Origin of the sequence: Nesterenkonia aethiopica (assembly GCF_039534665.1) — a bacterium.
GTDB lineage: Bacteria > Actinomycetota > Actinomycetes > Actinomycetales > Micrococcaceae > Nesterenkonia > Nesterenkonia aethiopica.
The window spans coordinates 21,687-46,600 of sequence record NZ_BAAAVT010000008.1 but is presented as its reverse complement, the minus strand read 5'-3'; the positions used below and the strand labels follow the sequence as shown (position 1 = coordinate 46,600).

21 protein-coding genes are annotated in these 24,914 nt (G+C 69.3%); 6 read left to right on the top strand and 15 right to left on the bottom strand.

Annotated elements, in window-relative coordinates:
- Nucleotides 1-44 precede the first annotated feature (44 nt).
- The 3 genes from ABD658_RS07405 to ABD658_RS07395 form a co-directional block, all read right to left on the bottom strand.
- Nucleotides 45-1,388: an amidase family protein gene (locus tag ABD658_RS07405; protein WP_344682524.1), complete on the bottom strand. Its 1,344-nt coding sequence runs from the start codon at nt 1,386-1,388 to the stop codon at nt 45-47.
- A 93-nt stretch (nt 1,389-1,481) separates the two neighbouring features.
- Nucleotides 1,482-3,599: a phenylacetic acid degradation bifunctional protein PaaZ gene (gene paaZ, locus ABD658_RS07400; protein ID WP_344682526.1), complete on the bottom strand. Its 2,118-nt coding sequence runs from the start codon at nt 3,597-3,599 to the stop codon at nt 1,482-1,484.
- 125 nt (nt 3,600-3,724) lie between these two features.
- Complete coding sequence (locus ABD658_RS07395; protein WP_311025768.1) at nt 3,725-4,219, bottom strand: Lrp/AsnC family transcriptional regulator; 495 nt, start codon at nt 4,217-4,219, stop codon at nt 3,725-3,727.
- A 199-nt stretch (nt 4,220-4,418) separates the two neighbouring features.
- On the opposite strand from ABD658_RS07395, the gene pdhA reads away from it, so the two are divergent.
- From pdhA to ABD658_RS07380, 3 genes are read left to right on the top strand one after another with little or no spacing between them, the layout of a single operon-like run.
- Entirely contained in the window at nt 4,419-5,744 is a 1,326-nt protein-coding gene (gene pdhA, locus ABD658_RS07390) for a pyruvate dehydrogenase (acetyl-transferring) E1 component subunit alpha (RefSeq protein WP_344744186.1), read from the top strand.
- A 56-nt stretch (nt 5,745-5,800) separates the two neighbouring features.
- Nucleotides 5,801-6,838, top strand: a complete 1,038-nt coding sequence (locus tag ABD658_RS07385; protein WP_344682595.1) for an alpha-ketoacid dehydrogenase subunit beta — start codon at nt 5,801-5,803, stop codon at nt 6,836-6,838.
- A 1-nt stretch (nt 6,839) separates the two neighbouring features.
- A complete protein-coding gene (locus ABD658_RS07380; protein ID WP_344682529.1) occupies nt 6,840-8,312 on the top strand; it encodes a dihydrolipoamide acetyltransferase family protein in 1,473 nt (490 codons plus the stop codon).
- Nucleotides 8,313-8,606: 294 nt separating this feature from the next.
- Here ABD658_RS07380 and ABD658_RS07375 read toward each other — a convergent pair whose 3' ends face one another.
- The 4 genes from ABD658_RS07375 to ABD658_RS07360 all read right to left on the bottom strand — a co-directional run bounded on the left by ABD658_RS07375 (nt 8,607) and on the right by ABD658_RS07360 (nt 12,374).
- Entirely contained in the window at nt 8,607-9,350 is a 744-nt protein-coding gene (locus ABD658_RS07375) for a Pr6Pr family membrane protein (RefSeq protein ID WP_344682531.1), read from the bottom strand.
- A 74-nt stretch (nt 9,351-9,424) separates the two neighbouring features.
- Nucleotides 9,425-10,318: a 3-hydroxyacyl-CoA dehydrogenase family protein gene (locus ABD658_RS07370; RefSeq protein WP_344682533.1), complete on the bottom strand. Its 894-nt coding sequence runs from the start codon at nt 10,316-10,318 to the stop codon at nt 9,425-9,427.
- Nucleotides 10,315-11,169: an enoyl-CoA hydratase/isomerase family protein gene (locus ABD658_RS07365; RefSeq protein WP_344682535.1), complete on the bottom strand. Its 855-nt coding sequence runs from the start codon at nt 11,167-11,169 to the stop codon at nt 10,315-10,317. The genes ABD658_RS07370 and ABD658_RS07365 overlap by 4 nt, the downstream gene beginning before the upstream one ends.
- Before the next feature lie 2 nt (nt 11,170-11,171).
- The gene (locus tag ABD658_RS07360) at nt 11,172-12,374 is read right to left on the bottom strand and encodes a thiolase family protein (RefSeq protein ID WP_344682537.1); all 1,203 of its coding nucleotides are present in this window, start codon (nt 12,372-12,374) and stop codon (nt 11,172-11,174) included.
- Nucleotides 12,375-12,693: 319 nt separating this feature from the next.
- Here ABD658_RS07360 and ABD658_RS07355 point away from each other — a divergent pair, with 319 nt between their 5' ends.
- A complete protein-coding gene (locus ABD658_RS07355; protein WP_344744238.1) occupies nt 12,694-14,010 on the top strand; it encodes a short-chain fatty acid transporter in 1,317 nt (438 codons plus the stop codon).
- A 37-nt stretch (nt 14,011-14,047) separates the two neighbouring features.
- On the top strand, nt 14,048-14,953 hold the full coding sequence (locus ABD658_RS07350; protein ID WP_344682541.1) for a transporter substrate-binding domain-containing protein: 906 nt from the start codon (nt 14,048-14,050) through the stop codon (nt 14,951-14,953).
- A gap of 69 nt (nt 14,954-15,022) precedes the next feature.
- Here the strand turns inward: ABD658_RS07350 and ABD658_RS07345 are convergent, their stop codons facing one another.
- The 7 genes from ABD658_RS07345 to ABD658_RS07315 form a co-directional block, all read right to left on the bottom strand.
- A complete protein-coding gene (locus ABD658_RS07345) occupies nt 15,023-15,313 on the bottom strand; it encodes a hypothetical protein (protein ID WP_344682543.1) in 291 nt (96 codons plus the stop codon).
- 114 nt (nt 15,314-15,427) lie between these two features.
- Nucleotides 15,428-16,219, bottom strand: coding sequence for an ABC transporter ATP-binding protein (locus ABD658_RS07340; protein ID WP_344682545.1), 792 nt, complete (start codon nt 16,217-16,219; stop codon nt 15,428-15,430).
- A gap of 1 nt (nt 16,220) precedes the next feature.
- The gene (locus ABD658_RS07335) at nt 16,221-17,165 is read right to left on the bottom strand and encodes an ABC transporter permease (RefSeq protein ID WP_344682547.1); all 945 of its coding nucleotides are present in this window, start codon (nt 17,163-17,165) and stop codon (nt 16,221-16,223) included.
- 154 nt (nt 17,166-17,319) lie between these two features.
- Nucleotides 17,320-18,420 carry an ABC transporter substrate-binding protein gene (locus ABD658_RS07330; RefSeq protein WP_344682549.1) on the bottom strand — a complete coding sequence of 367 codons (1,101 nt, stop codon included), beginning with the start codon at nt 18,418-18,420 and terminating at the stop codon, nt 17,320-17,322.
- A 108-nt stretch (nt 18,421-18,528) separates the two neighbouring features.
- Nucleotides 18,529-19,893, bottom strand: a complete 1,365-nt coding sequence (locus ABD658_RS07325; protein ID WP_344682551.1) for an MFS transporter — start codon at nt 19,891-19,893, stop codon at nt 18,529-18,531.
- A 330-nt stretch (nt 19,894-20,223) separates the two neighbouring features.
- Nucleotides 20,224-21,657: an aldehyde dehydrogenase family protein gene (locus ABD658_RS07320; RefSeq protein ID WP_344682553.1), complete on the bottom strand. Its 1,434-nt coding sequence runs from the start codon at nt 21,655-21,657 to the stop codon at nt 20,224-20,226.
- 32 nt (nt 21,658-21,689) lie between these two features.
- The gene (locus ABD658_RS07315) at nt 21,690-22,208 is read right to left on the bottom strand and encodes a hypothetical protein (RefSeq protein ID WP_344744180.1); all 519 of its coding nucleotides are present in this window, start codon (nt 22,206-22,208) and stop codon (nt 21,690-21,692) included.
- Between the two features lie 79 nt (nt 22,209-22,287).
- Here ABD658_RS07315 and ABD658_RS07310 point away from each other — a divergent pair, with 79 nt between their 5' ends.
- Complete coding sequence (locus ABD658_RS07310; RefSeq protein WP_344682557.1) at nt 22,288-24,279, top strand: primary-amine oxidase; 1,992 nt, start codon at nt 22,288-22,290, stop codon at nt 24,277-24,279.
- Here the strand turns inward: ABD658_RS07310 and ABD658_RS07305 are convergent.
- Nucleotides 24,204-24,878 carry a TetR/AcrR family transcriptional regulator gene (locus tag ABD658_RS07305; RefSeq protein ID WP_344682559.1) on the bottom strand — a complete coding sequence of 225 codons (675 nt, stop codon included), beginning with the start codon at nt 24,876-24,878 and terminating at the stop codon, nt 24,204-24,206. The two genes, ABD658_RS07310 and ABD658_RS07305, sit on opposite strands and share 76 nt — an antisense overlap.
- Between the last annotated feature and the right edge of the window lie 36 nt (nt 24,879-24,914).

Genomic DNA, 24,914 nt, shown 5'->3' with positions numbered 1-24,914 from the left:
ACGACGGCGCGCGGCGCCGTTCGCGTCGGCGTCTCGCGGCCGTCTCAGCGGGCTGAGGCCGCGAACGCCTCCTCCACCGCGGCGGCGAGTCTCAACAAGGCCGTATCGGCGGATCGAGGGCCCTCGAGAAGCATGCCGACCGGCATGCCGTCGGCCGCACGACCCGCCGGGACGGAGATCATCGGCAGGCCCGCAGACGTTCCGGGGCCGGTGTTGCGGATCAACGTCTCGAACACCGGAACGTCCCGCCCGTTGTGGCGGAAGGTCTGATCCTCACCCAACAGAGGAGGAAGCGCCACAGCCGTCGGCGAGATGAGGGCCTCGACGTGTGGATCCCTGAACGCCGACGCATAGGCCCCGCGCAGCCGCCACACCATCCTCCGCGCCGTCTCATAGTCTTCGCGACTGACTGGGGCGGCGGACAGGTGCCTCAGCAGCCCTGCCACATCGGGAGAGTCGACGGAATCCGCCAGCTCTGCCAGGGCAGCCCCCGGGGTTCCGCCGGTGAAGATCGCATGCTGCTCTTGGAGCAGCTGTGCCGCTTCATAGAGCACGACCGTCATACCGCCCTCGGCTGCCGCCCGGAGGTCATCCCTGACGGAGACCTCGACGAGCGTCGCACCGGCGTCCTCCAGCCGCCCCAGTGCGGCCCGGGACAGAGCATCCACCTCCGGTGAGAGGTCGTCGAATCTACCGGCTGGGACGCCGATCCTGCGACCTGCCAGCGGCCTGCTCCCCACCTCGGCCCCGGATTCGGACTCGGACTCGGACTCGGACTCGCGCGTGATGATCCCATCGAGGAGCTGGGCATCCGCCACGGTGGTCGTATGCAGCCCGACGGTGTCCCGGGTCCATGAGATGCGCAGGAGCCCATCGTCGGGATAGCGCCCCGTCGTCGGTCGGAATCCGACGACACCGCAGAACGACGCGGGCAGGGTCACCGACGCACCGGTGTCGGTTCCCAGGCTGAACGGCACCACGCCGCTGGCGACCGCCGCCGCGCTGCCACCGCTGGAACCACCGGCCGTGCGAGTGCGATCCACGGGGTGGCGCACCGGCCCGAAATGTCCATTGTTGCTGGTCACGCCCAGTGCCAGTTCGTGCATGTTGGTCTTGCCCACGACCCAGGCGCCGGCGTCGCGGAGCACACTGACGACGCTCGCATCATGACGCGGCACGTTGCCCTCGAACAGCCCGCTCCCCGCCGTCGTGGGCAGGCCCTGCACGTCGATGTTGTCCTTGACGGCGAACGGGACTCCGGCGAGCTCGCCGGAACCCCCGGCGGCCTCAGGATCCGAGTCTCCCGCCTCGGACACCAACTCGGACGCCACCTCGGACACGGCCACGAACACACCGGACGACGACGCCGCGTCCTCGGCTCGCGCCACGGACTCGCGGCGCAGCTGCGCTCGGGCGTCAGCATCGGACCGGCTTCACGTCTGGAGAATCTGCTCCACGGCTGTCATCATGCGCTCCGCTCCTCAGGCCCAGTCCGGGTCCTTCTCCTTGGCCACACGGGTCAGCACGTCATAGGTGGCGACGATCTCGTCATGCTGGTTGTGCAGCACGGTGTCCCAGCGGACCTCGCCGTAATCGTCGGTCTCGCGCGGGATGATCTGCTTGGCGGTCAGCGTCACGCGGATGGAGTCGTCATAGGTCACCGGAGTCTGGAAGGACAGGTTCTCCAGGCCCGTGTTGGCCAGCACCGGCCCCGGCGCCGGCTCCACGAACAGCCCGGCGGCCCAGGAGACCAGCAGGTACCCGTGGGCCACCCGGCGCGGGAAGAACGGGTTGGCCGTCGCCGCCTCCTCATCCGTGTGCGCGTAGAAGGTGTCCCCGGTGGACTCGGCGAAGGCCAGGATGTCCTCCAGGCTCACCGTCCGCAGCCCCGAGGCGAACTGGTCGCCGATCCGCAGCTCGGCCAGGGACTTCCGGAACGGGTGGACGGCCTCGCCGGAGGCCACCGTCTCCGGGGTGGCCGTGTTCGCCCGTGCGCCGCGGTGCCACACGCCGGTGACCCCGGTGAGCAGATCCGGCGAGCCCTGGACGGCGGTGCGCTGCATGTAGTGCTTCACCGCCCGCACTCCGCCGAGCTCCTCCCCGCCGCCGGCGCGGCCGGGCCCGCCGTGGACCAGGTGTGGCAGCGGCGAGCCGTGACCGGTGGAGGTCTTGGCGTCGTCGCGGTCCAGGAACAGCACGCGTCCGTGGTGGGAACCGATGCCGCGGGCGAAGGCTGCCGCGGTCTGCGGGTCGTGGGTGCAGACGGTCGCCACCAGGGAGCCGCCGCCCAGCGCCGCCAGTTCGACGGCGTCGTCGACGTCCGCATAGCCCAGCACGGAGGTGACCGGCCCGAAGGCTTCCACGGCGTGCACCTCGGGAGTGCGGGCGTCGTCGAAGGACAGCACGGTGGGTGGGAAGAACGCGCCGGCCTGGGCATCGGCGGTGCCGACGTCGCCCTCGGGTCCCCCCAGGCAGAGGGTGCCCCCGGCGCTCAGCAGGGTCTGCACGGCACGGCCCACTTCGGCCTGCTGGTCCTTCGAGGCCAGTGCCCCGACGGTGGTGGCCTCGTCGCGCGGGTCGCCGAGGACCACGCGAGACTCCAGCCGGCTCCGCAGCGCCTCGACCACGGCGTCCACATGCTCGCTGGGCACGATGGTCCGCCGCACGGCGGTGCACTTCTGCCCGGCCTTGGCGGTCATCTCCAGGGTCACCGACTTGATGAAGGCGTCGAACTCGGGGGTCCCCGGCCCGGCGTCGGGGCCCAGGATGGCCGCATTGAGCGAGTCGGTCTCGGCGGTGAAGCGGACGCCGCCCTCCTGGACGTTGCGGTGGGAGCGGAGCATCTGCGCCGTGGCCGCCGACCCGGTGAAGGCCACGTGGTCGCGATGGTCCAGGTGGTCGAGCAGATCCCGGGCGGAGCCGGAGATCAGCTGGATCGCGCCGTCGGGCACCAGCCCGGACTCCAGCATCAGCCGCACGCAGGCCTGCGTGACGTAGGCGGTCTGGCTGGCAGGCTTGACGATGGTCGGCACTCCGGCGATGAAGCTGGGTCCGAGTTTCTCGAGCATGCCCCACACCGGGAAGTTGAAGGCGTTGATCTGCACGGCGGCGCCGGTGAGCCGGGTGTAGATGTGCTCGCCGAGGAAGGAGCCGTCCCGGGAGAGCTGCTCGACGTCGCCGTCGATGATGACGTTGGTGTTCGGCAGCTCCTTGCGCCCCTTGGAGGAGAACACGCGCAGGGTGCCGATGCCGCCGTCGACGTCGATCAGATGATCACGGCGCGTGGCGCCGGTGCGGTCGGAGAGCGCGTAGAGCTCCTCCTTGTGCTCGTCCAGGTAGCCGGCGATGTGCTTCAGGCGCAGCGCGCGCTGGTGGATGGTCATCTCGCCCAGCCCGGCCTGCCCGACGCTGCGGGCATGCTCGACGGCGGCACGGGTATCGAGGCCGTCAGTGGAGATGCGGCACACCGGCTCTCCGGTGGAGGCGTCGTGGACCTCGGCGACCTTCTGCGGGTCCTCCGGCGTCCACCAGGAGTCCTGGATGTAGCTGGGCAGCAGGTCGACGACGGCGGCCTCGGCGGTGGGGGCTGTGGCGGTCATGGCGTCCTCTCGACGGCGGCGTAACTGACCGAACGGTCGGTAATCATGATCATCCTAACGTGATCGCGGCCACTTTTCGAGGGGCAGTCGATGCGGACCGAGACCCCATCCACCGAGACGGGGCCTCAGCCCTCCGGCGCCACAGCATGCCGATGCTCGGCGTGATCGTCGAAGATCAAGGCGGTCTGCGTGGACTGCACACAGGACAGTGACTGGATCCGCTCGAAGATCACCCGGCGCAGCTCCTCCACCGTGCGCGTGCGGACCAGCAGCACGGCGTCGTACTGCCCGCCCACCAGGGCCAGGTGCCGCACCGCCGGCTCGTCGGCGAGCGCCGAGCGCAGCACCTCCCAGTCATCCTGCTTCAGCGTGAGGAACACATAGGCCGCCGTCGCGAGGCCCGCGGCGCGGGGATCGATGACTGCCGTATAGCCACGGAGCACCCCGGCCTCGCGAAGCCGCGCGATGCGCTCATAGGCGTTGGCCCGAGACAGGTGGAGCTCCTGGGCGATGCTGGTGACCGATTTCCGCGCATCCGCACTCAGCGCAGCCAGGATGCGATGGTCGACGGCATCCAGCGGCCGCATGCTCGACGAAGTGGTGTCCGGCAGACTGCTCATATCGCTGGACGATACCACTGCCAGATGCCCAACTGGAGAGCAGATCGTCCAACCGACAGCCCGCCGACTGAGACGACGTCTTGGATGTCCGGCAGAGCTGGAGACCTCGCCATGAGCTGGGTCACACTCGAAGCATCACCCGTGATGCACCGATGCCGCGATCCCCGCGCCGGCGACACCTTCGAGGAGGCTGACAGCCATGACCCCCGGCACAGCACCAGCCGACGAGACCACCCCCACCGGGGAGGCCTCGTCGCACGCGCAGCAGCCCAAGCAGGCCGCCGACATCGGACAGGGCACCGGCGCCGGCCCCACGAGCACCGACGTGGACCCGCGCTTCGCCCCGGAGGTCCCGGGCCACGAGAAGGCCGAGCAGGCCACCCATATCTGGGAGACGAGCCGCCGCTTCGGGATCACCCCGGAGCAGTACATGCTCCCGGCCGGCCAGCAGATCCGCATGCTGGCCCCCGACGGCACCCTGATCCCGGAGGACCAGCAGGGCACCAGCCCGGGCCACGAGTACCCCCTGCCGGAGGACGAGGCCCTGCTGGCAGCCTATGAGGCCCTGGTGGTCGGCCGCCGGATCAACGACCAGAACTACGCCCTGGTCCGGCAGGGCCGCCTGGCCGTCTACCCCTCCTCCCACGGGCAGGAGGCCTGCCAGGTGGGCGCCGCTCTCGCCCTGGGCGACGGCGACTGGATGTTCCCCACCTACCGGGACACGGTCGCGGTGATCACCCGCGGCGTCGACCCGCTGGAGGTCATGGTCTCCTTCCGCGGCGACTGGCACTGCGGATACGACCCGCACCAGTACCAGGTCTCCGCACTCTCCACCCCGCTGACCACCCAGTTGCTGCACGCGGTCGGCGTCGCCCACGCCGCGAAGCTGCGTGGCGAGGACACCGTGGTGCTGGCCATGTGCGGCGACGGCGCCACCAGTGAGGGCGACTTCCACGAGGCGCTGAACTTCGCCGCCGTCTTCGAGGTTCCGGTGGTCTTCTTCGTGCAGAACAACGGGTATGCGATCTCGGTGCCGCTGTCACACCAGTCGGCCGCGCCCTCCCTCGCGCACAAGGCCATCGGCTATGGCATGGCGGGCGAACAGGTGGACGGCAACGACATGGTCGCCGTGCTGGCCACCCTCCGCCGCGCCGTCGACCTGGCCCGGGAGCATTCCATGCCGCTGCTGCTGGAAGCCACCACCTACCGGATGCAGGCCCACACCAACGCCGACGACGACACCCGCTACCGGGACGCGGATGAGGTGGAGCTATGGAAGGAACGCGATCCGCTGCTGCGGATGAAGCGGTTCCTCTCCGGCAAGGGCGTGCTCGACGACGCCGTCGAGTCCCGCATCAGCGCCACGGCCGAGGAGGTGGCCGCCTCCCTGCGCCAGGCGATGACCACCGAGCCGGCCATGGACCCGCTGGAGATCTTCGATCACGTCTACTCCGCCCCCACCGCCCAGCTGCGCGAGCAGCGCGCCCAGCTGGCCGACGAGCTCGAGCGCAGCCAGGAGGACTGACCATGGCCACCACCACAGAGACCACCAGCACCGCCGAGACTTCCCCCGCCTCCGCCATGGGCGACACCTCGCCCACCGGAGTGAAGGCCACCACCTTCGCCGCGGCACTGAACACCGCGATGTCCGACGCCATGGAGCACGACGACGCCGTCTGCGTCTTCGGCGAGGACGTGGGCACCCTCGGCGGCGTCTTCCGCATCACCGACGGGCTGACCCAGCGCTTCGGCGAGAACCGCTGCTTCGACACCCCGCTGGCCGAGTCCGGGATCGCCGGCATGGCCACTGGCATGGCGATCAACGGCATGAAGCCGGTGATCGAGATGCAGTTCGACGCCTTCGCATACCCGGCGCTGGAGCAGATCTTCAGCCACATCGCCAAGCTGGCCAACCGTACTCGCGGCCACGTGCGCCTGCCGATGGTGATCCGGGTGCCCTACGGCGGCGGAGTCGGCGGCGTGGAGCACCACTGCGACTCCTCCGAGGCGTACTACGCCCACACCCCCGGCCTGAAGGTCTACACCCCGGCCACCGTGGCGGATGCCTACCTCATGCTGCGGGAGGCCATCGACTCCCCCGACCCCGTGGTCTTCTTCGAGCCGAAGAAGCTCTACTGGACCAAGGAGCAGGTCGACTTGGCCGCGCTGCGCCGCCGGTATGAGTCTGGCGCCGCGGACGCCGGGGTGGGCACCGAGGGCCGCGCCGTCGTCGTCCGCGAGGGCTCCGACGTCTCACTGATCAGCTACGGGCCCTCCGTCTCCGTGGCGCTGAAGGCAGCCCAGGTTGCCGCCGAGGAGGGCATCTCCGCCGAAGTCCTGGACCTGCGCAGCATCGTGCCCTTCGACGACGACGCGCTGACCGCCACCGTGGAGAAGACCGGCCGCGCCGTGGTGATCGCCGAGCCGCAGGGTTTCGTCTCGGTGGCCGGTGAGATCGTGGCCCGCATCCAGGAGCGCTGCTTCCACTCCCTCTCCTCCCCGGTGCGGCGGGTCACCGGTTTCGACATCCCGTATCCGTCGCCGAAGCTCGAGGAGCACCACCTGCCCAGCGTGGACCGGATCCTGGACACCCTCGACGAGCTGCAGTGGGAGGACTGAGATGACCACCTTCGACCTGCCCGATCTGGGCGAAGGCCTGACCGAGGCCACCCTGCTGAGCTGGCTCGTGGACGAGGGCGACATGATCGAGGTCGACCAGCCGATCGCCGAAGTGGAGACTGCGAAGTCGTCCATCGAGGTCCCCTCCCCCTACGCCGGAATCGTGGTGCGTCTGCACGGCGCGGTCGGCGAGACGCTGATCGTGGACGAACCGCTGATCACCGTGGACACCGACGGCGGCGGCGGGTTCGACGACGCCGCCGGGCCGAGCGCGGCCGCAGGCTCCTCCGCGGGTGCGCTGAGCTACCGCGAGGAGGAGCGGGCCGGGACCGCGGTCCCCGCCGACGGCGGCGGGGAGGAGACCCTCCAGGACACGGGCGACGAAGGCTCTGGGAACGTGCTGATCGGCTACGGCACCTCCGCCTCAGCCGGCGCCCGCCGTCGTCGCCGTCGCGCCGGTGGCCCGAACCAGCCCCCCACGGGCCCTCGCGCGGGGAGCGCACTCGCGGTGGCGGAGCGTCCCGCGCAGAAGGCACCGCGGGTCTCCTCTCCGCTGGTCCGCCGACTGGCGCGGGAGCATTCCGTCCCGCTGACCGGCCTGACGGGCACGGGCCCGGACGGACTGATCGTCCGCGCCGACGTGCTGGCCGCCGTGGAGTCGCGCGGCGCGGCGCCCGCCCAGGACCAGCAGACTGCTCAGGCGCCGGCGTCGACTGGCCCTGTGTCGGCCTCGCCGTCCCTGCCGGCTCCCGGCGGGCTCGAGATCCGCGAGCGGGTCCCTGTGACCGGCATCCGCAAGGCCGTGGCCACCACGCTCTCCCGCTCCCGCCGGGAGATCCCGGAGGCCACCGTGTGGCAGGACGTGGACGCCACCGAGCTGCTGGCGCTGCGGGCCCGCCTGAAGCGTCAGGCGGAGGCCGAAGGCTCCTCCGCGCCCTCACTGCTCGCACTCATCGGCCGGTTCGTGCTGGCCGGGCTGTCCCGCCACCCGGAGCTGGCCACCCGGGTGGACACCCGGGAGGACGGTGAGCAGGAGATCGTCCACTTCGACGGGGTGAACCTGGGCTTCGCCGCCCAGACCGACACCGGACTGGTGGTGCCGGTGGTCCTGCATGCCGAGCGACTCTCCGCCCGTGAGCTGCACGGCGAGATCGGCCGACTCGTGGGGGCCGCCCGCGACGGCTCCATCTCCGGCAAGGAGCTCACCGGCGGCACGTTCACGGTGAACAACTACGGGGTCTTCGGCTCCGACGGGGCCACTCCGATCATCAACCACCCAGAGGTCGCGATCCTGGGGATCGGACGCATCCTGGACCGCCCCTGGGCGGTGGACGGGGAGCTGACGGTGCGCAGCATCACCACGCTCACCCTGGCCTTCGACCATCGGGTCTGCGACGGCGGCACCGCCGGAGGGTTCCTCAACTTCGTGGCACGTTGCGTAGAGGACCCCACCACAGCCCTGGCAGATCTCTGAGCCGCTCCCCACCGCCCGGACCCCACAGAGCCGGTCCCACTGAGCCGGTCCCTCGGACCGCCCGCAGGATCACTCGCACCCTGCACGACGGCCGGGACACGGCCCACCTCCGCGTGACTCCACGCAGCGGTGGCCGCGTCCCGGCCGTCTCGTCAGAATCCTTCACCTGGACGCTGTCTCCATCGAGGAGTCACTTTCCCTCACGCCACAGGCCGGGTGACGCGCGTCAGCCCTCCCCGATGTGCGGGAGAATGACTCCTCGAGGCCAACCGCATCGAGCCGAGCCGCAGCACCTCACCCAGGCACGCGCGCGAGCAGGCGATCCACCGCCCACAGCAGGCACGCCAGCAGCAGATACCCGCCCAGGATGGCGCCGACGTACACCCCGACCCCGGCGTAGCCCATCCCGGGGACGTCGAGGATGTCGTAGGGGTACCAGTCGATCAGCGGCCCTCGTCCGAGGGTGACGGCCAGCCAGCCCAACGGCACCAGCAGGGACAGCGCCACCACCTTGCCGGTGATGACTCCTCGCGGCCCGACCAGCAGCCAGACGGCCGGCACCAGGATGGGCACGATGACATGCAGCACCGTGTCATTGACCCACCGCACCCCGGTGAGCACGTCCGGGCCCCGCAGGAGCAGGTTGAACACCACTCCGGTGATGATCACGCTCACCACCGCGCAGAGCCGCAGGGCATGGAAGACCGTGGAGGTCCGAGGCACCCGAACCGCCAGCATCGCCGAGGTCAGGCAGGCCAGGAACCCGGAGAGCACCGTGAAGTAGGCGGGCTGGTTGAGGGTGTGCTCCCACCCGGCGGCGAATCCTCCGTGATAGCCGACCCCGACGGGCAGGCTGGTCTCCGTGGTCCACCCCAGGTGCACCGAGGTCACCAGACCCACGGCACACAGGGCCGCGACGACGGCGTGCAGGCCCCGCGCCGTCGTCGACTCCTCCCACCGGCCAGGGCCGAAGGGTCGCGGCTCCGCTGCGTCCTGGCGTGCGCTCAGGGCACCTCCTGTGTGCTCGTCGCCGGCCACCTCAGGGAGTCCGCTTCAGGACAGCCCGATCAGGACAGCCGGATAGGGACATCCGGATCAGGAGGGCCGACGGGTCAGTCCTGAGGGTAGTCGTAGAAGCCCTTGCCGGTCTTCCTCCCGAGCTCTCCACGGGCCACCATGTCCCGCATCAGCTGCGGCGGGGCGAAGCGCTCCCCCAGCTGGGACTCGAGGTACTCGGCGATCCCGAGCCGTACGTCCAGGCCCACGATGTCGGTCAGCGCGAGGGGACCGATCGGGAACTTGTAGCCCAGCACCATGGCGTTGTCGATGTCCTGCGGGCTCGCCACGCCCTCCTCCACCATCCGGATGGCTTCGAGTCCGATCGCGACCCCCAGCCGGGAGGAGGCGAAGCCCGGAGCGTCGTTCACCACCACCGGCGTCTTGCCCAGCGCCTGCACCCACTGCGGGCTGCGGCGAGTCAGCTCCTCGCCGGTGGTCTCGGCGAGCACCACCTCCACAAGCTTGGAGGCCGGCACAGGGTTGAAGAAGTGCAGTCCGCAGAATCGCTCGGGACGCTGGAGGTGCTCGGCCAGTCCGGTCACGGACAGCGAACTGGTGTTGGTGGCCAGCCACGCCTCTGGGGAGAGCTGCTGCTCCGCCCGGCGCAGGGAGGAGGTCTTCAGCGCCATGTCCTCCGGCACAGCCTCGATGACCAGCCCGCAGCGGGCGAAGGCGGTCACGTCGTCGGTGGTGGTCAGCTTCGAGGTCCAGTCGGTCAGCTCGCCGCTGATCTTGCCGCGGTCCAGGGAGGCGGCGACGTCGGCCTCGATACGTCCGCGAGCGGCCTCGGCCGCCTCCGCAGAGACGTCGACGACGACGACCTCCTCGGCTCCGGAGATGAGGAACGCGTGGGCGATGCCTCCGCCCATGCGCCCTCCGCCCAGGACACCGACGACGTCGGGCAGGGTGGCGTCTCGGGCGGGCTCAACGGTCTGTGGGGTGCTCATGCGTCGTCTCCGGTGTTCTTCTCGGCGGCCTTGCGTCGCTTCCGATCCAGGAAGGCCTGCATGCGGTCGAACTTCGCCTCGGACTCGAAGAGGATCGCCTGGGCGAGGTTGTCGATCTGCGGGTGGGCCTCCCGCGGCATGTGGAAGACCTGCTTGGAGATCCGTACCGCCAGCGGGTCCTGCCTCGCGATCCGATCGGCGAGCGCATCGGCGGCCTCCAGCAGCTCCTCCGCCGGGTGCACGGCGTTGAGGAGCCCATGGGCCAGAGCCTCCTCGGCGTCGAGGATGCGCCCAGCCAGCAGGATCTCCTTGGCCATCGCTTCCCCGGCGAGCTCGCGCAGCCGCCACAGTGCCCCGGCGGCGGGGATGATGCCCAGTCCGGTCTCCGGCTGGCCGATCCTCAGCTCACGGGTGCCGAGTCGGAAGTCGGCGGCCCAGGCGAGCTCGGCCCCGCCGCCGAGGGCGTAGCCGTCGAGGGCGGCGATGACCGGCATGGGGAGTTTGGCGAGGCGGTCGAAGGCAGTGGAGTTGACCCCGCGCAGGGCGTCGTCGCGGCGGCGTGCACGCAGCTGGCCGATGTCGGCTCCGGAGGCGAAGACTCCTGGCCGGCCGGTCTGCGGGTCCGGGTCGGTGCCGGAGAGGATGAGGATCTTCGGGTGGTGCTCCAGGTGGGCGCAGAGCGCGTGGAGCTCGTCGACCATGGTCGCGTCGATGGCGTTGCGGACCTCGGGCCGGTCGAGTCGGGCGTGGAGGCGGTCCTCGGCCTCGGTGATGCGCAGGGTGGTGAAGGCGGCGGCGTCGAGCCGGTGCGCGCCCTGGTGGGAGGCGTGCGGCGCAGGGGTCTCAGTCATGATCACATCGCCTCCAGCAGCATCGCCGATCCCTGCCCGACGCCCACGCACATGCTGGCCAGGCCGCGGCGGGCGCCTTCGTCCTCCATGCGGCGGGCGAGGGTGAGCACGATGCGCGCCCCGGAGGAGCCGAGCGGGTGGCCCAGGGCGATCGCGCCGCCGTCGGCGTTGACCAGTGCGGGGTCCAGGCCCAGGCGTCGGATGCAGGCCAGGGACTGGGTGGCGAAGGCCTCGTTGAGCTCCACAGCCTCCACCGTGCCGATGCCCCAGCCGACACGCTCGAGGGCCTTGGTGCTGGCCGGCACGGGCCCCATGCCCATGATCTCGGGGGCGAGGCCGGCGTTGGCCCCGCCGGCGATCCGCGCCCGGGGGGTGAGCCCGTACCGTTCGACGGCGGCTTCGGAGGCGACGATGACGGCGGAGGCTCCGTCGTTCAGGGACGAGGAGTTGCCGGCGGTGACCACGTCGCCGCCGCCCACCACCGGTCGCAGACCGGCCAGGTCCTCCATGCTGGTGCCGGGCCGGGGCCCCTCGTCGGAGTCGACGACGGTCACCGCGCCTTTGCGCCCGGGGACCTCCACGGATGTGATCTCGCGGGCCAGCCGGCCGGCGTCGACGGCGGCGGCCGCCCGACGCTGGGACTCCACCGCGAAGGCGTCGGCCTCCTCCCGGGTGACGCCTTCCACGCGGGCGACCTCCTCGGCGGTCTCCGGCATGGAGTAGGTCCGTTTGTCGATGGTGAGGAACCTCGGATTCACGAAACGCCAGCCGATGGAGGTGTCGACGATCTCCCCGGGCTTGCCGAAGCCGCGGGTGGGTTTGGCCATCACCCAGGGGGCCCGCGACATGGATTCCACTCCCCCGGCGACGACGAGGTCCGCGGCACCGGCGGCGATCATGTGGTGCGCCTGAGCGATGGCGCTCATCCCGGAGGCGCACAGCCGGTTGACGGTGATGCCCGGGACGGTCTCGGGGAACCCGGCCAGCAGCCAGGCCATGCGGGCCACATTGCGGTTCTCCTCGCCCGCGCCGTTGGCGTTGCCGAGGATGACCTCGTCCACGGCGGCGGGGTCGATGCCGGCATCCTCGACGACGGTGCGCACCACCAGGGCGGCGAGGTCGTCGGGCCGGACGGAGGACAGCGCGCCGCCGTAGCGGCCGACGGGCGTGCGTGTCCCGGAGACGAGGAAGGCGGGGGTGGTCACGGGGTTCCTCCGACTGTCGGTGAGGGCTGCAGGGCGGCGGCAGGTCGCCGGACCGGAATTACTGACCGATCGTTCACCTGAACACTCTTCCACGCCCGGGCTGTGAGGTCAATCACCAGGAGGTCGCCTGCACTGCACCCAGCGGGTCGCCCGCCCGCCAGGGCGGTCGACTGGCTAAGGTGAGGTGAGCCACGTCACTCAGGGATCACCCCTCCCCTGTCACTGACGCCTCAGTCTCACCATCAAGGAGGATGCCGTGAACGCTGCCCCCTCAGGCCAGAAGCCCAGCGCGGGAGGCGGAGCCCTGCTCGGCCCCGTCATGCGACCGCTGAACGCGTTGGTCGAGAAGCTGATCCCCTCTGCCCTGGTCTTCGCGATCGGGCTGACCGTCATCGTCGCGGTGCTCGCCCTGCTGCTCACGGACGCCGGCCCGGTGCAGGTGGTCGAGGAATGGGGCCTCGGTCTGGCGGGTCTGCTGGAGTTCATGACGCAGATCGCGCTGATCCTGTTCCTGGGCTACATCCTGGCCAGCACCCGTCCGGTCCGCGCCCTGCTGCGCCGGCTGGCCCAGGTCCCGCGGACCCCCATGCAGGCCTACCTGTTCGTGTTCCTGATCGCCGCCCTGGCTTCGCTGATCACCTGGGGGCTGGGACTCGTGGTGGGCGGTCTGATGGCCCGGGAGGTCGCCGAACAGGCCCGCCGTCGGGAGATGCCGGTGCACTTCCCGATGCTGGTGGCCGCCGGATTCTCCGGCTTCGTGGTGTGGCACATGGGGTACTCGGCCTCCGGACCGCTGACCGCCGCCACGCCGGACTCCTTCGTGGCCGATGTCCTCGGCGAGCCGCTGTCCATCACGGAGACGGTGTTCTCCAGCTGGAACCTGATCGCCGCCGCGGTGACGATCCTCGTGGTCGCCGGCGCGCTCACGCTCATCGCGCCCCGCAATCCCCACGACGTCGTCCCGCTGGGAGTGGACGCGCGCCTGAAGGACACGGAGGTCGACGACGCCGTCGTCACTCCGGCCGACCGCGTGGACGCCAGCCGCATCCCCACGATGCTGGTGGGGCTCATGCTGGTCGGCTACCTGGCCATCCACTTCTCCGGCGGAGGCGGGCTGACCCTGGACATCGTCAACTGGAGCTTCCTGACGCTGATCATGCTGCTGGTGCGCAGCCCCTTCGAGCTGCTGGCGCTGACCAAGGAGGCCGCCGCGAATGTCGGCGACATCCTGCTGCAGTTCCCGCTCTACGCCGGGATCCTGGGCATCATGGCCGGCACCGGGCTGATGCAGGTGTTCTCCGAAGCGTTCGTGGCGATCTCCACGGACCAGACCTTCGCGCTGTGGGCATTCCTCTCGGCCGGGATCGTGAACTTCTTCGTCCCCTCCGGCGGCGGGCAGATCGCCGTGCAGGCGCCGATCCTGCTGGAGGCGGCCGAGTCCCTGGGCACCGATCCGGCAGTGGCGATCATGGCGGTGGCCTACGGCGACCAGTGGACGAACATGATCCAGCCGTTCTGGGCGCTGCCGCTGCTGGCCATCGCCGGGCTGAAGATGCGCGACATCCTCGGCTACACCACGATCGTGCTCATCGCCTCCGGACTCGTCTTCGGCGCGACGCTGCTGATCGTGTCCTGAGCTCCCCCACCACCCTGAACTCGACTCGGAAGGTCCTATGACATCCCACCCCACCGCTCTGACACCCACCGCTCTGACACCCACCGCAGCCCTGCTGACGGCCGCCGGCGTCGCCGTCGCGCTGCTCGCCGCCTGCTCCCCGGCTTCTGAGGCCGACGTCGACGCTGGTGCCGACGCTTCTGCGGAGGACAGCACCGAGCAGGCCGCCCCGCAGGTCCTCGAGGACTCCTCCCGGCTGGACGAGGTCCTCGACGCCGGCTCGCTGGCGGTGTGCACCACCGGCGACTATCCGCCGTTCACCGAGCTCGACGAGGAGACCGGCGAGTACACCGGCATCGACGTCGACATGGCTCGAGACCTCGCCGATCACCTCGCGGTGGAGGTCGAGTGGGTGCAGACCACCTGGGACGACCTTATGGACGACTATCTGGCCCAATGCGACATCGCCGTCGGCGGCATCTCGATCAACACGGCGCGGTCCGAGCAGGTGTTCTTCTCCGCACCGCTGATGGAGGACGGCAAGACCCCGATCACGCGCTGTGAGAACGTGGACGATTACCGCACGATCGAGCAGATCAACGATCCTGACGTCACCTCGATCATGCCCAGCGGCGGGACCAACGAGATCTTCGCCCAGGAGCACTACCCCGACGGGGACCTGGTCACCCATGACAACCTGACGATCTTCGACCAGATCGTCGACGGCGAGGCCGACGTCATGACCACCGACCGCTCCGAGGTGCTGTGGATCGCCCACGAGTATGACGAGCTCTGCGCTGTGAATCCGGACGAGCCCTTCGACTACTTCGAGAAGGCCTATATGCTTCCGCGCGGCGACACCGTGATGAAGCACTATGTGGACCAGTGGCTGACCATGGCCCTGAACGACGGCACCTACGAGGAGATCACGGAACCCTGGTTCGGCGACGACGTCGACCTGTGACCCGGGCCGGTGCCTCAGGGACACCGCCCCGAGCGGACGCTTGCCTGCTGGCCGTGGCAGAGCCTGCGCTCATCGACCCCGCGGCGCCATCGCTGTGAGCGCGAGCTCCCCGGACTCCACCCGCCGGCGGTGCGAACGTGCCATGACCACCGCGGTGAGCGGACCGAAGAACGGCAGCGTGAACGCCAGCAGCCCCAGCACCAGCTTCCACCCGGGGGCCAGGCCAGGGCAGCGGAAGATCTCGACCAGCGCCCAGACGAGCAGGGCGAGCGTCAGGAGCCCTGCTCCGCTGGCGACGGCCTCAAACCCGGCCGGAACCAGCGGGGTGGCGGACAGGAACAACAGCGCGTCAGCAGTCATGACCCCCACGGTACTCCCTCAGAACGCGTTGAGCTGGTGCTTTCCCGCCCGAATGACGCTCGACAGCGCCTGATTCCGGTGGAAACGCACCAGCTCAACGGTGACGGAGTGCGCCTACTGCAGCATCGTCTTGTCGTCGACGACGGCGCCCTTGAGCTTGCCGAACTCGGCCAGCAGGTCCTCCGGGGTCATCTGAGACTTCCGCTCAGCATCGACGTCGAGGATGATCCGACCCTCGTGCATCATGATCAGCCGGTTGCCCACCTCCAAGGCTTGGACCATGTTGTGGGTGACCATCAGGGTGGTCAGCCCCTTCTCCTCCACCACGGAGCGGGTGAGCCGGGTGACCAGCTCCGCCCGCTGCGGGTCCAGGGCGGCGGTGTGCTCGTCCAGCAGCAGCACCCGGGGGTCGGAGTAGGTGGCCATGAGCAGGCTCAGCGCCTGCCGCTGCCCGCCGGAGAGCAGCCCGACCTTGGTCTTGAGACGCTTCTCCAGGCCCAGCTCCAGCTGGGTCAGCGCCTCGGCGAACCGCTCGCGCTTCGCCTTGGTCACGCCCCGGGCCAGGCCGCGCATCTTGCCGCGACGGTCGGCCAGGGAGAGGTTCTCCTCGATGGTGAGGTTCGGGGCGGTGCCGGCCATGGGGTCCTGGAAGACCCGGCCCACCTTCGCCGCGCGCTGGTGCTCCTTGAGGCGGCTGACGTCCTTGCCGTCGAGGGCGACGACGCCGTCGTCCTGGATGATCCGGCCGGCCACGGTGTTCAGCAGGGTGGACTTTCCAGCGCCGTTGGAGCCGATCACGGTGACGAAGTCGCCCTCGGCCATCTCGAGGTCCACGTCCACCAGGGCCCGACGCTCGTTGACGGTGCCGGGGAAGAACGTCTTGGACACGGAGGTGATGCTCAACATGTCAGGCTCCCTTCTTGCCGGCGCCGGCAGCGGCGTCGGAGGTCAGCGTGGCCTCGGCGGCGGCGCTCAGGGCTGAGCGCCCCTTGCGACGGCGGGTGAGCTTGGCGAAGCCCTTCCACTGCGGCAGCAGCAGGGCGGCCACCACCAGCACCGCGGACATCAGCTTCATGTCGTTCGGGTTCAGCCCCACGTTGAGGGCCAGCTGGATGGCCAGGCGGTAGATCACTGCGCCGAGGACGACCGCCAGGGTGGCCTGGAAGACGGTGCGGGTGCCGAAGATGGCCTGACCGACGATCACCGAGGCCAGGCCCACCAGGATCAGACCGATGCCCATGCCGATGTCGGCGAAGCCCTGATGCTGGGCCACAACGGCGCCGGAGATGCCGACCAGCCCGTTGGAGAGCATCAGCCCGGTGATCTTCTGCCGGTCGGTGGAGACCGCGAAGGAGCGGATCATCTGCTCGTTGTCACCGGTGGCCTGCAGGGCCAGGCCGTTGTCCGTGTGGAGATACCAGTCCATGACGAGCTTGAAGATCACCGCCACCGCGGCGAGCACCAGCACGGAGGTCCAGCCGACCCCGGCCACGGAGCGCAGCGCGCTGATCATGGTGTCCTGCCCCAGCAGGGGCACATTGGCCCCGCCCATGATGCGCAGGTTGATCGAATAGAGCCCGATCATCGTCAGGATGCCGGCCAGCAGGCCGTTGATGTTGCCCTTGGTGTGCAGCAGCCCGGTGATCAGGCCGGCCAGGCAGCCGACGACGAACGCCGCCGCCGTCGCCAGGAAGGGGTTGACCCCGTTGGTGATCAGGATCGCCGCCGTCGCCGCGCCCGAGGTGAACGAACCGTCCACCGTCAGGTCCGGGAAGTTCAGGATCCTGAAGGTCAGGTAGACGCCCAGGGCCATGATCGCGTAGATCAGCCCGAGCTCAAGTGCTGTGATCATCTGTCCTCATCCGCCGTCGTCGGCCGGGTTCCGCCCGACGACGTCTCCACGTCCGCCCAGGGAACGGGCACCGGCTCGGCCTGGTGGGCCAGGCCGGTGCCCGTCCTGGATTCTGTCTCTGGGTGATCCTACGCGTGCGTGATCAGCGTCAGGGTCACTCGTCGTCCTCGTCGACGTCGTCCTCGTCGACGTCGTCCTCAGCGTCCTCGTCGACGTCCTCGTCAGAGTCCTCCTCGTCGTCCTCGGGGTCCAGCTCCTCGAGGTCCTCGCCGACCACGCCGTCGGCCCGATCGAGCAGCTCGTCGTCGAGCTCGATGCCCATCTGCTCGGCGGCCTCCGGGTTGACGACCAGCTCGAGGACCTCACCGGTCTCCACGGGCATCTCGGCCGGGTCCTCGCCATCCTGGAGGATCCGCAGCGCCATCTCCCCGGCCTGGCGGCCCAGGTTCTCGTAGTTGATGCCGTAGGTGGCCAGCGCCCCGCGCTGCACCGAGTCGCCTTCGGCGGCGATCACGGGGATCTGGTTCTGGTGCGAGTACTGCAGCACCGACTCCAGGGCGGAGACGACGGCGTTGTCGGTGGGCACGTAGATCGCGTCCACATCCAGCGACTCCACGCCCTGCTGGACCTCTGCGGAGTTCGAGACGGTGGCCTCCTGGATCTCCAGGCCCAGCTCCTCGGCGGCCTCGTGCGCCAGCTCCACCTGGACGGCAGAGTTGACCTCGCCGGAGGAGTAGACGATGCCGACGGACTCGACGTCGGGGGCGATCTCCTGGAGCAGCTCCAGCTGATCGGCCACCGGGTTCATGTCCGAGGCGCCGGTGACGTTGCCGCCCGGGGCGTCCCAGTCGTCCACCAGGCCGGCCTCCTGCGGCTCGGTCACCGCGGAGAAGACGATCGGGATGTCGGTGATGGACTGGGCGGCCGCCTGGGCGGTGGGGGTGGCGATCGCGTGGACCAGGTCGTGGCCCGCAGTGGCGAAGGTGCCGGCGATGTTCGAGGCCGTGGCCTGCTCGCCCTGGGCGTTCTGCTCGTCCCAGTCCACCTCCACCCCGGCGTCCTCGAAGGCCGCCTTGAAGCCCTCGCGGGCGGCGTCCAGGGACGGGTGGGCGACGATCTGGGTGATGCCGATGGAGTAGCTGTCGCCGTCGCCTCCGCCGTCCTCTCCCTCGCCGCCGCCGTCGCAGGCGGTGAGCAGCAGAGCGGCGGCGGCCGTGGCGGCCGAGAGCCTCAGAATGGTGCTGTGGTGTCGCATGGGGGTTCTCCTCATCTGTGGTGCGGATCAGTCATCAGCGCTGGTGAGCGATCCATGACTGACATCATGCGCGACGTCGGCGCCGCTTGTCTGCCCTCGGCGGGCGTGTCAGCGCGAAGACTTCAGGATGGTGAGCTCTTCGCGGTCGCTGTCGTCGGTCAGGTTGATGCCCTGCAGGTGCTTCGGAACCACCGAGACCGCCAGGAAGGACATCACGGCCAGGGCCGCGATGTAGACGCCGATCAGCCAGGACTTGCCGGTGGTGTCCAGGATGGTCTGGGCGATCGTGGCGGCGAAGGCTCCACCGATGATCGAGCCGAGCGCGTAGCCGATGGAGACCCCGGAGAAGCGGATGGCCACCGGGAACATCTCGGCGTAGAGCGCGGACTGCGGGCCGTAGGAGGGCCCGAGGCCCACGGTGAGCACGAAGATCGCCAGGGCGAAGAGCGGCAGGGAGGCCGTGTCCAGGAGGAACCACATGGGCACCACCCAGACGATGATGATGCCGTAGCCGATCTGGAAGGTGCGCACCCGGCCGATGCGGTCAGAGACCCAGCCGCCGAAGAGGGTGAAGCCGAACCAGCCCACGCCTCCGATGAGCGAGGCGATCAGCGTCTCGGTGCGCTCCATGCCCAGGTGGCTGACGCCGTAGGCGGCGAAGAAGGCGATGACCAGGTAGCCGGCGGCATTGTTGGCGGCGAAGATCAGCGCGGCCAGGAAGGTGTACTTCTTATGGGTGGTCACCAGCTCCTTCAGCGGGGCCGAGGACTCCTTCTTCCGTTCCTTCATCTCGGTGAACACCGGGGACTCGTCGACCTTCACTCGGATCAGGTAGCCGACGATGATCAGCACGAAGGAGAACAGGAACGGCACGCGCCAGCCCCATTCGAGGAACTGCTCCTCGGTGGTGACGGCGTTGAGGCCGAACATGAATCCGGTGGCCAGCAGCATGCCCAGCGGGACGCCGATCTGCGGGTAGGCGCCGAAGAGGCCGCGCTTGTGGCGCGGGGCGTGCTCCACGGACAGCAGCGCGGCACCGCCCCATTCCCCGCCGGCGGAGAGGCCCTGCAGAATCCTCAGGAAGATCAGGATCATCGGCGCGGCGATGCCGAGAGTGGCGTAGGTGGGCAGCAGCCCGATGAGCACGGTCGCACCGCCCATGCCCATCAGGGTGATGACCAGGACGATCTTGCGTCCGAACCGGTCCCCCAGCCAGCCGGCCAGGATGGCTCCGAGGGGGCGGAAGAGGAAGGAGATGCCAATGGATGCCCAGGCGACGATCTGCGCCAACGCCTGATTCTCCTGGCCGAGAGGTTCGAAGTACAGCACGGCAAGCACGAAGCCTGCCGCCTGCGCGTAGATGAAGAAGTCGTACCACTCGATGGTGGTGCCCACGAGAGTCCCCGCGAGGACCTTCTTCTCCTCGCGGGTCATCTCATGGCCTTCGGTGCTGAGATAGATGGTCTGGCTCATGTGCTCTCCGAGTGCGGTCGATGCGGACGGGCCGCCGGCGAAGGGAGGCCCGCATCATGTGATGCAGCTCACCACTGCGAGAGAATGTACCAGATTTATTGACCGAACGGTTGGTCAGTTCAAAAAAGTCACCGACACGCAGCACGTCGACTCCTGGCAGCATCCTGCAGACCGCACTGGGCCGCGCTCAGGGCTCAACGCACCTCAGCGGCGGGCCCCAACGACACGTTGGCTCCGGAGGAATGGTCGCTAAAACTCGCGCAAGTGCACTCAGAGCGACCATTCCTCCGGAGCCAACCGGGGTGGGGCGTGAGACTCAGCCGGACATGCTCACCAGCTGATGACGTGGGGCTGGGAGACTTCGCGCAGCCCGTGGGCGCCAAACTCGAGGCCGAATCCGGATTCCTTGGCACCGCCGAAAGGCACCCGAGGATCGATCGCGCCGTGCTTGTTGATCCAAGTGGTCCCGGCCTCCAGCCGGGCAGCCACGGCCCGGGCCCGGTCCAGGTCCGAGGACCAGACCGAGGAGCCCAGCCCGACCTCCAGAGCATTAGCGGCGGCGATCGCCTCATCGAGGTCGGTATAGCGGATGATCGGCAGCGCGGGGCCGAACTGCTCTTCGACCACCAGGGGATCGTCCCCATCGATGTCGGCGATCAGGGTGGTCGGGTAGAAGTGCCCGCCTGATCCGTCCACCGCCTCCGGGGAGGGATCGGCGCCGGTGAGCACCCGCGCCCCGGAGTCGACCGCGGCGGTGACCAGGCGGTCCACGATCTCCCACTGGGCCCGGTTCTGCAGCGGGCCCAACACATTGCCCTCGTCCAGTCCGTTGCCCATGGGCATCTGCCCAGCGACCGCCACCAAAGCGTCACAGACCTGGTCGTAGAGAGCATCCGGGACGTAGAGACGCTTCATCGCCGCACAGGTCTGCCCGGTGTTGATGAACGCGCCCCAGAACAGGTCCTCAGCGATCGCAGCCGGATCGGCATCATCGAGGACGATGCCGGCGTCATTGCCGCCCAGCTCCATGGTCAGTCGCTTCACCGTCTCGGCGGCCGCGGCGATGATCTTCTTACCCGTAGGAGTCGAGCCGGTGAACATGATCTTGGCGATATCGGGGTGCCGGGTCAGCCGGTCCCCGATGTCTCCGCGCCCGGGCACCGCGATCAGCAGATCGGCCGGAAGCACCGTGTTGAGCACCTCCACCAACCCCAGCACGGAGAGCGGGGTGTACCCAGAGGGCTTGATCACCACCGTGTTGCCCATCCGCAGCGAGGGGGCGATCTGCCAGATGCTGATCATCATCGGCCAGTTCCACGGACCGATCGCCCCGACCACCCCCAATGGGCGGTGGTGCAGCTCGGCATGCCCGGACTCGTCATCGAGGAGCACCTCCGGCTCCACCGGGAAGGAGGCGGTCGCGCGCAGCCAGGCCACACAGGCACCGACCTCGAACCGGGCATTGGGACCATTGAGCGGTTTGCCCTGTTCTCGGGACAGCAGCACCGCCAGCTCCTCGGCCTGGGCCTCGATCGCATCAGCAGCCGCGTTCAGGAGTCCGGCACGGTCCTCGTCAGCACGCGCCGCCCAGCCGGACTGAGCAGCCTTCGCCCGAGCCACGGCGGCGTCAAGGTCCGCCAGATCAGCCTCTGGCGCTCGGCCGACCAGCTCTCCGGTGGCCGGGTCCAGGATCTCCCGGCCCCCGGAAACCGGCTGGATCCGCTCCAGCAGGGACTGGCCGTCAGACACATTCTGGGTCGTCATTGTGGTGATTCCTCCATCGATCGGCTGTCTTATCACTTCACTGTGCGCGACAGCTGCAGAGAAGCAGTTGACTCCTCCTGCAGCCTTCTATGAGGGGAGCGCTCTTCCGCCACGTGGTGAACAGTCAGGCGGACTGCCCGATGCCGGCCCCTCAGGTACCAACACACCGCCACCAGGACGAGCAGGATCTCCGCCGTCGCGAACCCGAGGGCGAGGTGCATCAGCGGCTCATGCAGTCCGGCCAGTCCCAGCCCCTCCCCGTGGTGATGCGCATGCGGCACGGGCTCGGCACTATCGCCCAACTCAGCGCCATGGGACCTCATCAGGCCCAGGTGCAGGACCACCATCCCGGCGTTCATGAGCGCGATCATCGTCCAGGCCCGCGGGGAGTCGCCGCGCCAGAGATGGCCCGCGCACGGCAGACAGATCATGGCCATCGCGACCATGAGCAGGCTCATCACCAGGCCTCCGTGCCCCAGCATCAGCAGATGGAGCACGCCGGCGAGGGCTGCGACGATCGCCGCGGTGCGGCGCAACCCGACGGCAACCATGAGCGGCACCCCTTCCCCGGATACTGTGAACTGTGCGATATTTATATTGAGCGTGCGCTCAACTATAAGGAGGAGTTCGATGACTGACAAGACCTCGGGCGATGCCGCCCACCCGCTGACCCCCCTCTCCGCCGAGGAGATCTCCCGGATCCGCACGGTGCTGCAGCAGAACGGCCTGCTGCCCGACTCCGCGCGGGTGAGCTACCTGATGCTGCGTGAACCGGAGAAGCAGGAGGTCCTGGCCTGGACACCGGGCCGGCGACTCCCCCGCCAGGCCTCGCTCGTCGTCACCGACCTGGCCACGAACACCGTCCGCGACGTCGTCGTCGACCTGGACGGCGAGACCATCGCCTCCGACCAGCCGGTCGACGTCGCGGAGCAGGGCACCGGCCCGATCTTCCTGGAGGAGCTCTTCGGCGCCGACGACATCCTCAAAGCCGACCCACGCTACGTCGAGGCCCTGCGGCGCCGTGGAGTCACCGACCTCGAGAAGGTCGTCGTCATCGGCCTCTCCGCCGGCGTCTTCGGCTACGAGGACGAGACCGGCCACCGAATTCTGCGCGCCCTCTCCTTCCGCCAGGACTACCCGACCGACTCCATCTGGGCCCACCCGATCGGCGGCGTGGTCGCTCACATCGACATGACCGATCAGAAGGTCCTGCGCGTGGTCGAGACCGAGGTGACCCACGTGCCCGACGAGTCCGGCGACTACCTGGACCCGGCTGTGCGCGGCGAGTTCCGCACCTCACTGAAGCCCATCTCCATCACCCAGCCCGAGGGAGTCAGCTTCACCCTCGACGACGGCGTACTGGAGTGGGAGAACTGGAGCGTCCGCCTGGGCTTCAACGGCCGGGAAGGGCTCACGCTGCACCAGCTCAGCTTCTCCGACCAGGGACGTCAGCGGCCCATCCTGTACCGCGGCTCCGTGGCGGAGATGGTGGTCAGCTACGGGGACCCCTCTCCCACCAACGCCTGGCAGAACTACTACGACGTCGGCGAGTTCCAGTTCGGACGGCTCGCCAACGCCCTGGAGCTGGGCTGCGACTGCAAGGGCGAGATCACCTATGTGGACGCCGTCGTCGCCGATGACTTCGGCCGCCCGCAGACCTTGCGGAACGCCATCTGCCTCCACGAGGAGGACTACGGCATCCTGTGGAAGCACACCGACGACTTCTCCGGCAGCTCGGAGGTCCGCCGCCAGCGGCGCCTGGTGATCTCGTTCTTCGTCACCGTCGGCAACTACGACTACGGCTTCTACTGGCACCTCTATCTGGACGGCAAGATCGAGCTGGAGTCTAAGGCCACCGGCATCGTGTTCACCAACGCCCATCCGGGCGGGGACTACCCATACTCCACCGAGATCGCCCCGGGACTCGGCGCCCCGATCCACCAGCACCTGTTCTGCGCCCGACTGGACATGATGGTCGACGGCACCGCGAACGCGGTGGACGAGATCGACGTCGTCCGCGAGCCGACCTCTCAGAGCAATCCGTGGGGCAACACGTTCAACCGCACCATCACCCGACTGCCGTCCGAGCAGCAGGCCATCCGCGATGCGGACGGCTCCGCAGGTCGCCTCTGGCGCATCAGCAGCACCGAGGCCACCAACCGCCTGGGGCAGCCGACCGCCTACGTGCTCCACGCAGAGGACTCGCCCACGCTGCTGGCGGCCGATGATTCCCCGATCCGACGTCGCGCGGCCTTCGCCGCGCACCACCTATGGGTGACCCGGTACGACGCCGAGGAGCTGTACCCCGCCGGGCGGCTGGTCAACCTGAACCCGGGCGGCGACGGCCTCCCCCGGTATGCGGCGCAGGACCGAGCGATCGACGGGGAGGACGTGGTGCTCTGGCACACCTTCGGCCTCACCCATTTCCCCCGCACCGAGGACTGGCCGATCATGCCCGTGGACTATGCGGGATTCCGCATGACCCCGAACGGCTTCTTCGACCGCAACCCCACCTTGGACGTCCCGCCGGAGCCCGGTGGGCACTGTCAGGCGTCGTCGGCCGCGCCGGAGGCCTCCTCCTCCGGCGCTTCGCCCCAGGACGACGGCGGCTGCCACTGCTGAGCTGCCCAATCGGTCATCCAGGGGGCCAGGTGGTGGCGCACGATCTGCCAGAGCCTGGCCTCCTGGCCCAGGGACGTGCCGAGCACGCGTTCGAACTGTGAGGCGGTGACCAGGTACAGCAGCGCATCGGCGATGTCCTCCACCGGTGCCTCCGGGTGCAGCTCCGCGGCGTCGACAGCTTCCCGGAGGCGTCCGGTCATCTGCTGACGCCACTGCCGCTCGACGGCGACCTGCAGGCTGCCCACACTGGGGTTCGCCGCGACGCGCCCCCAGAAGCTGACCACCACATAGGCCTCATCGCGGGGAACGCCGCCGATCGGCAGGACCTCTTCGAGCATGGCGCGCAGCGCCCGCAGCCCGGCGGAGTCACCCACCTGCCGGGCGATACGTCCGTCGGTGCGCTCAAAGATCATCTCGAAGGCCTGGGAGAGCACCTCGTCGAAGCCGGAGAAGTAGTGCCACAGGGACCCGACGGCGACGCCGAGCTCGGCGGCCAGGGCCCGCGTGGTGGCGGCCTCCATGCCGTCGCGGGCGGCGATCTTCAGGTAGGTGCGGACGATCTCTTCTCGGCGGGCGCGGCGGTCGACCTTCTTCGGCATGGGGCTGATTCTGCCCCATGAACGGACTCCTCTGCG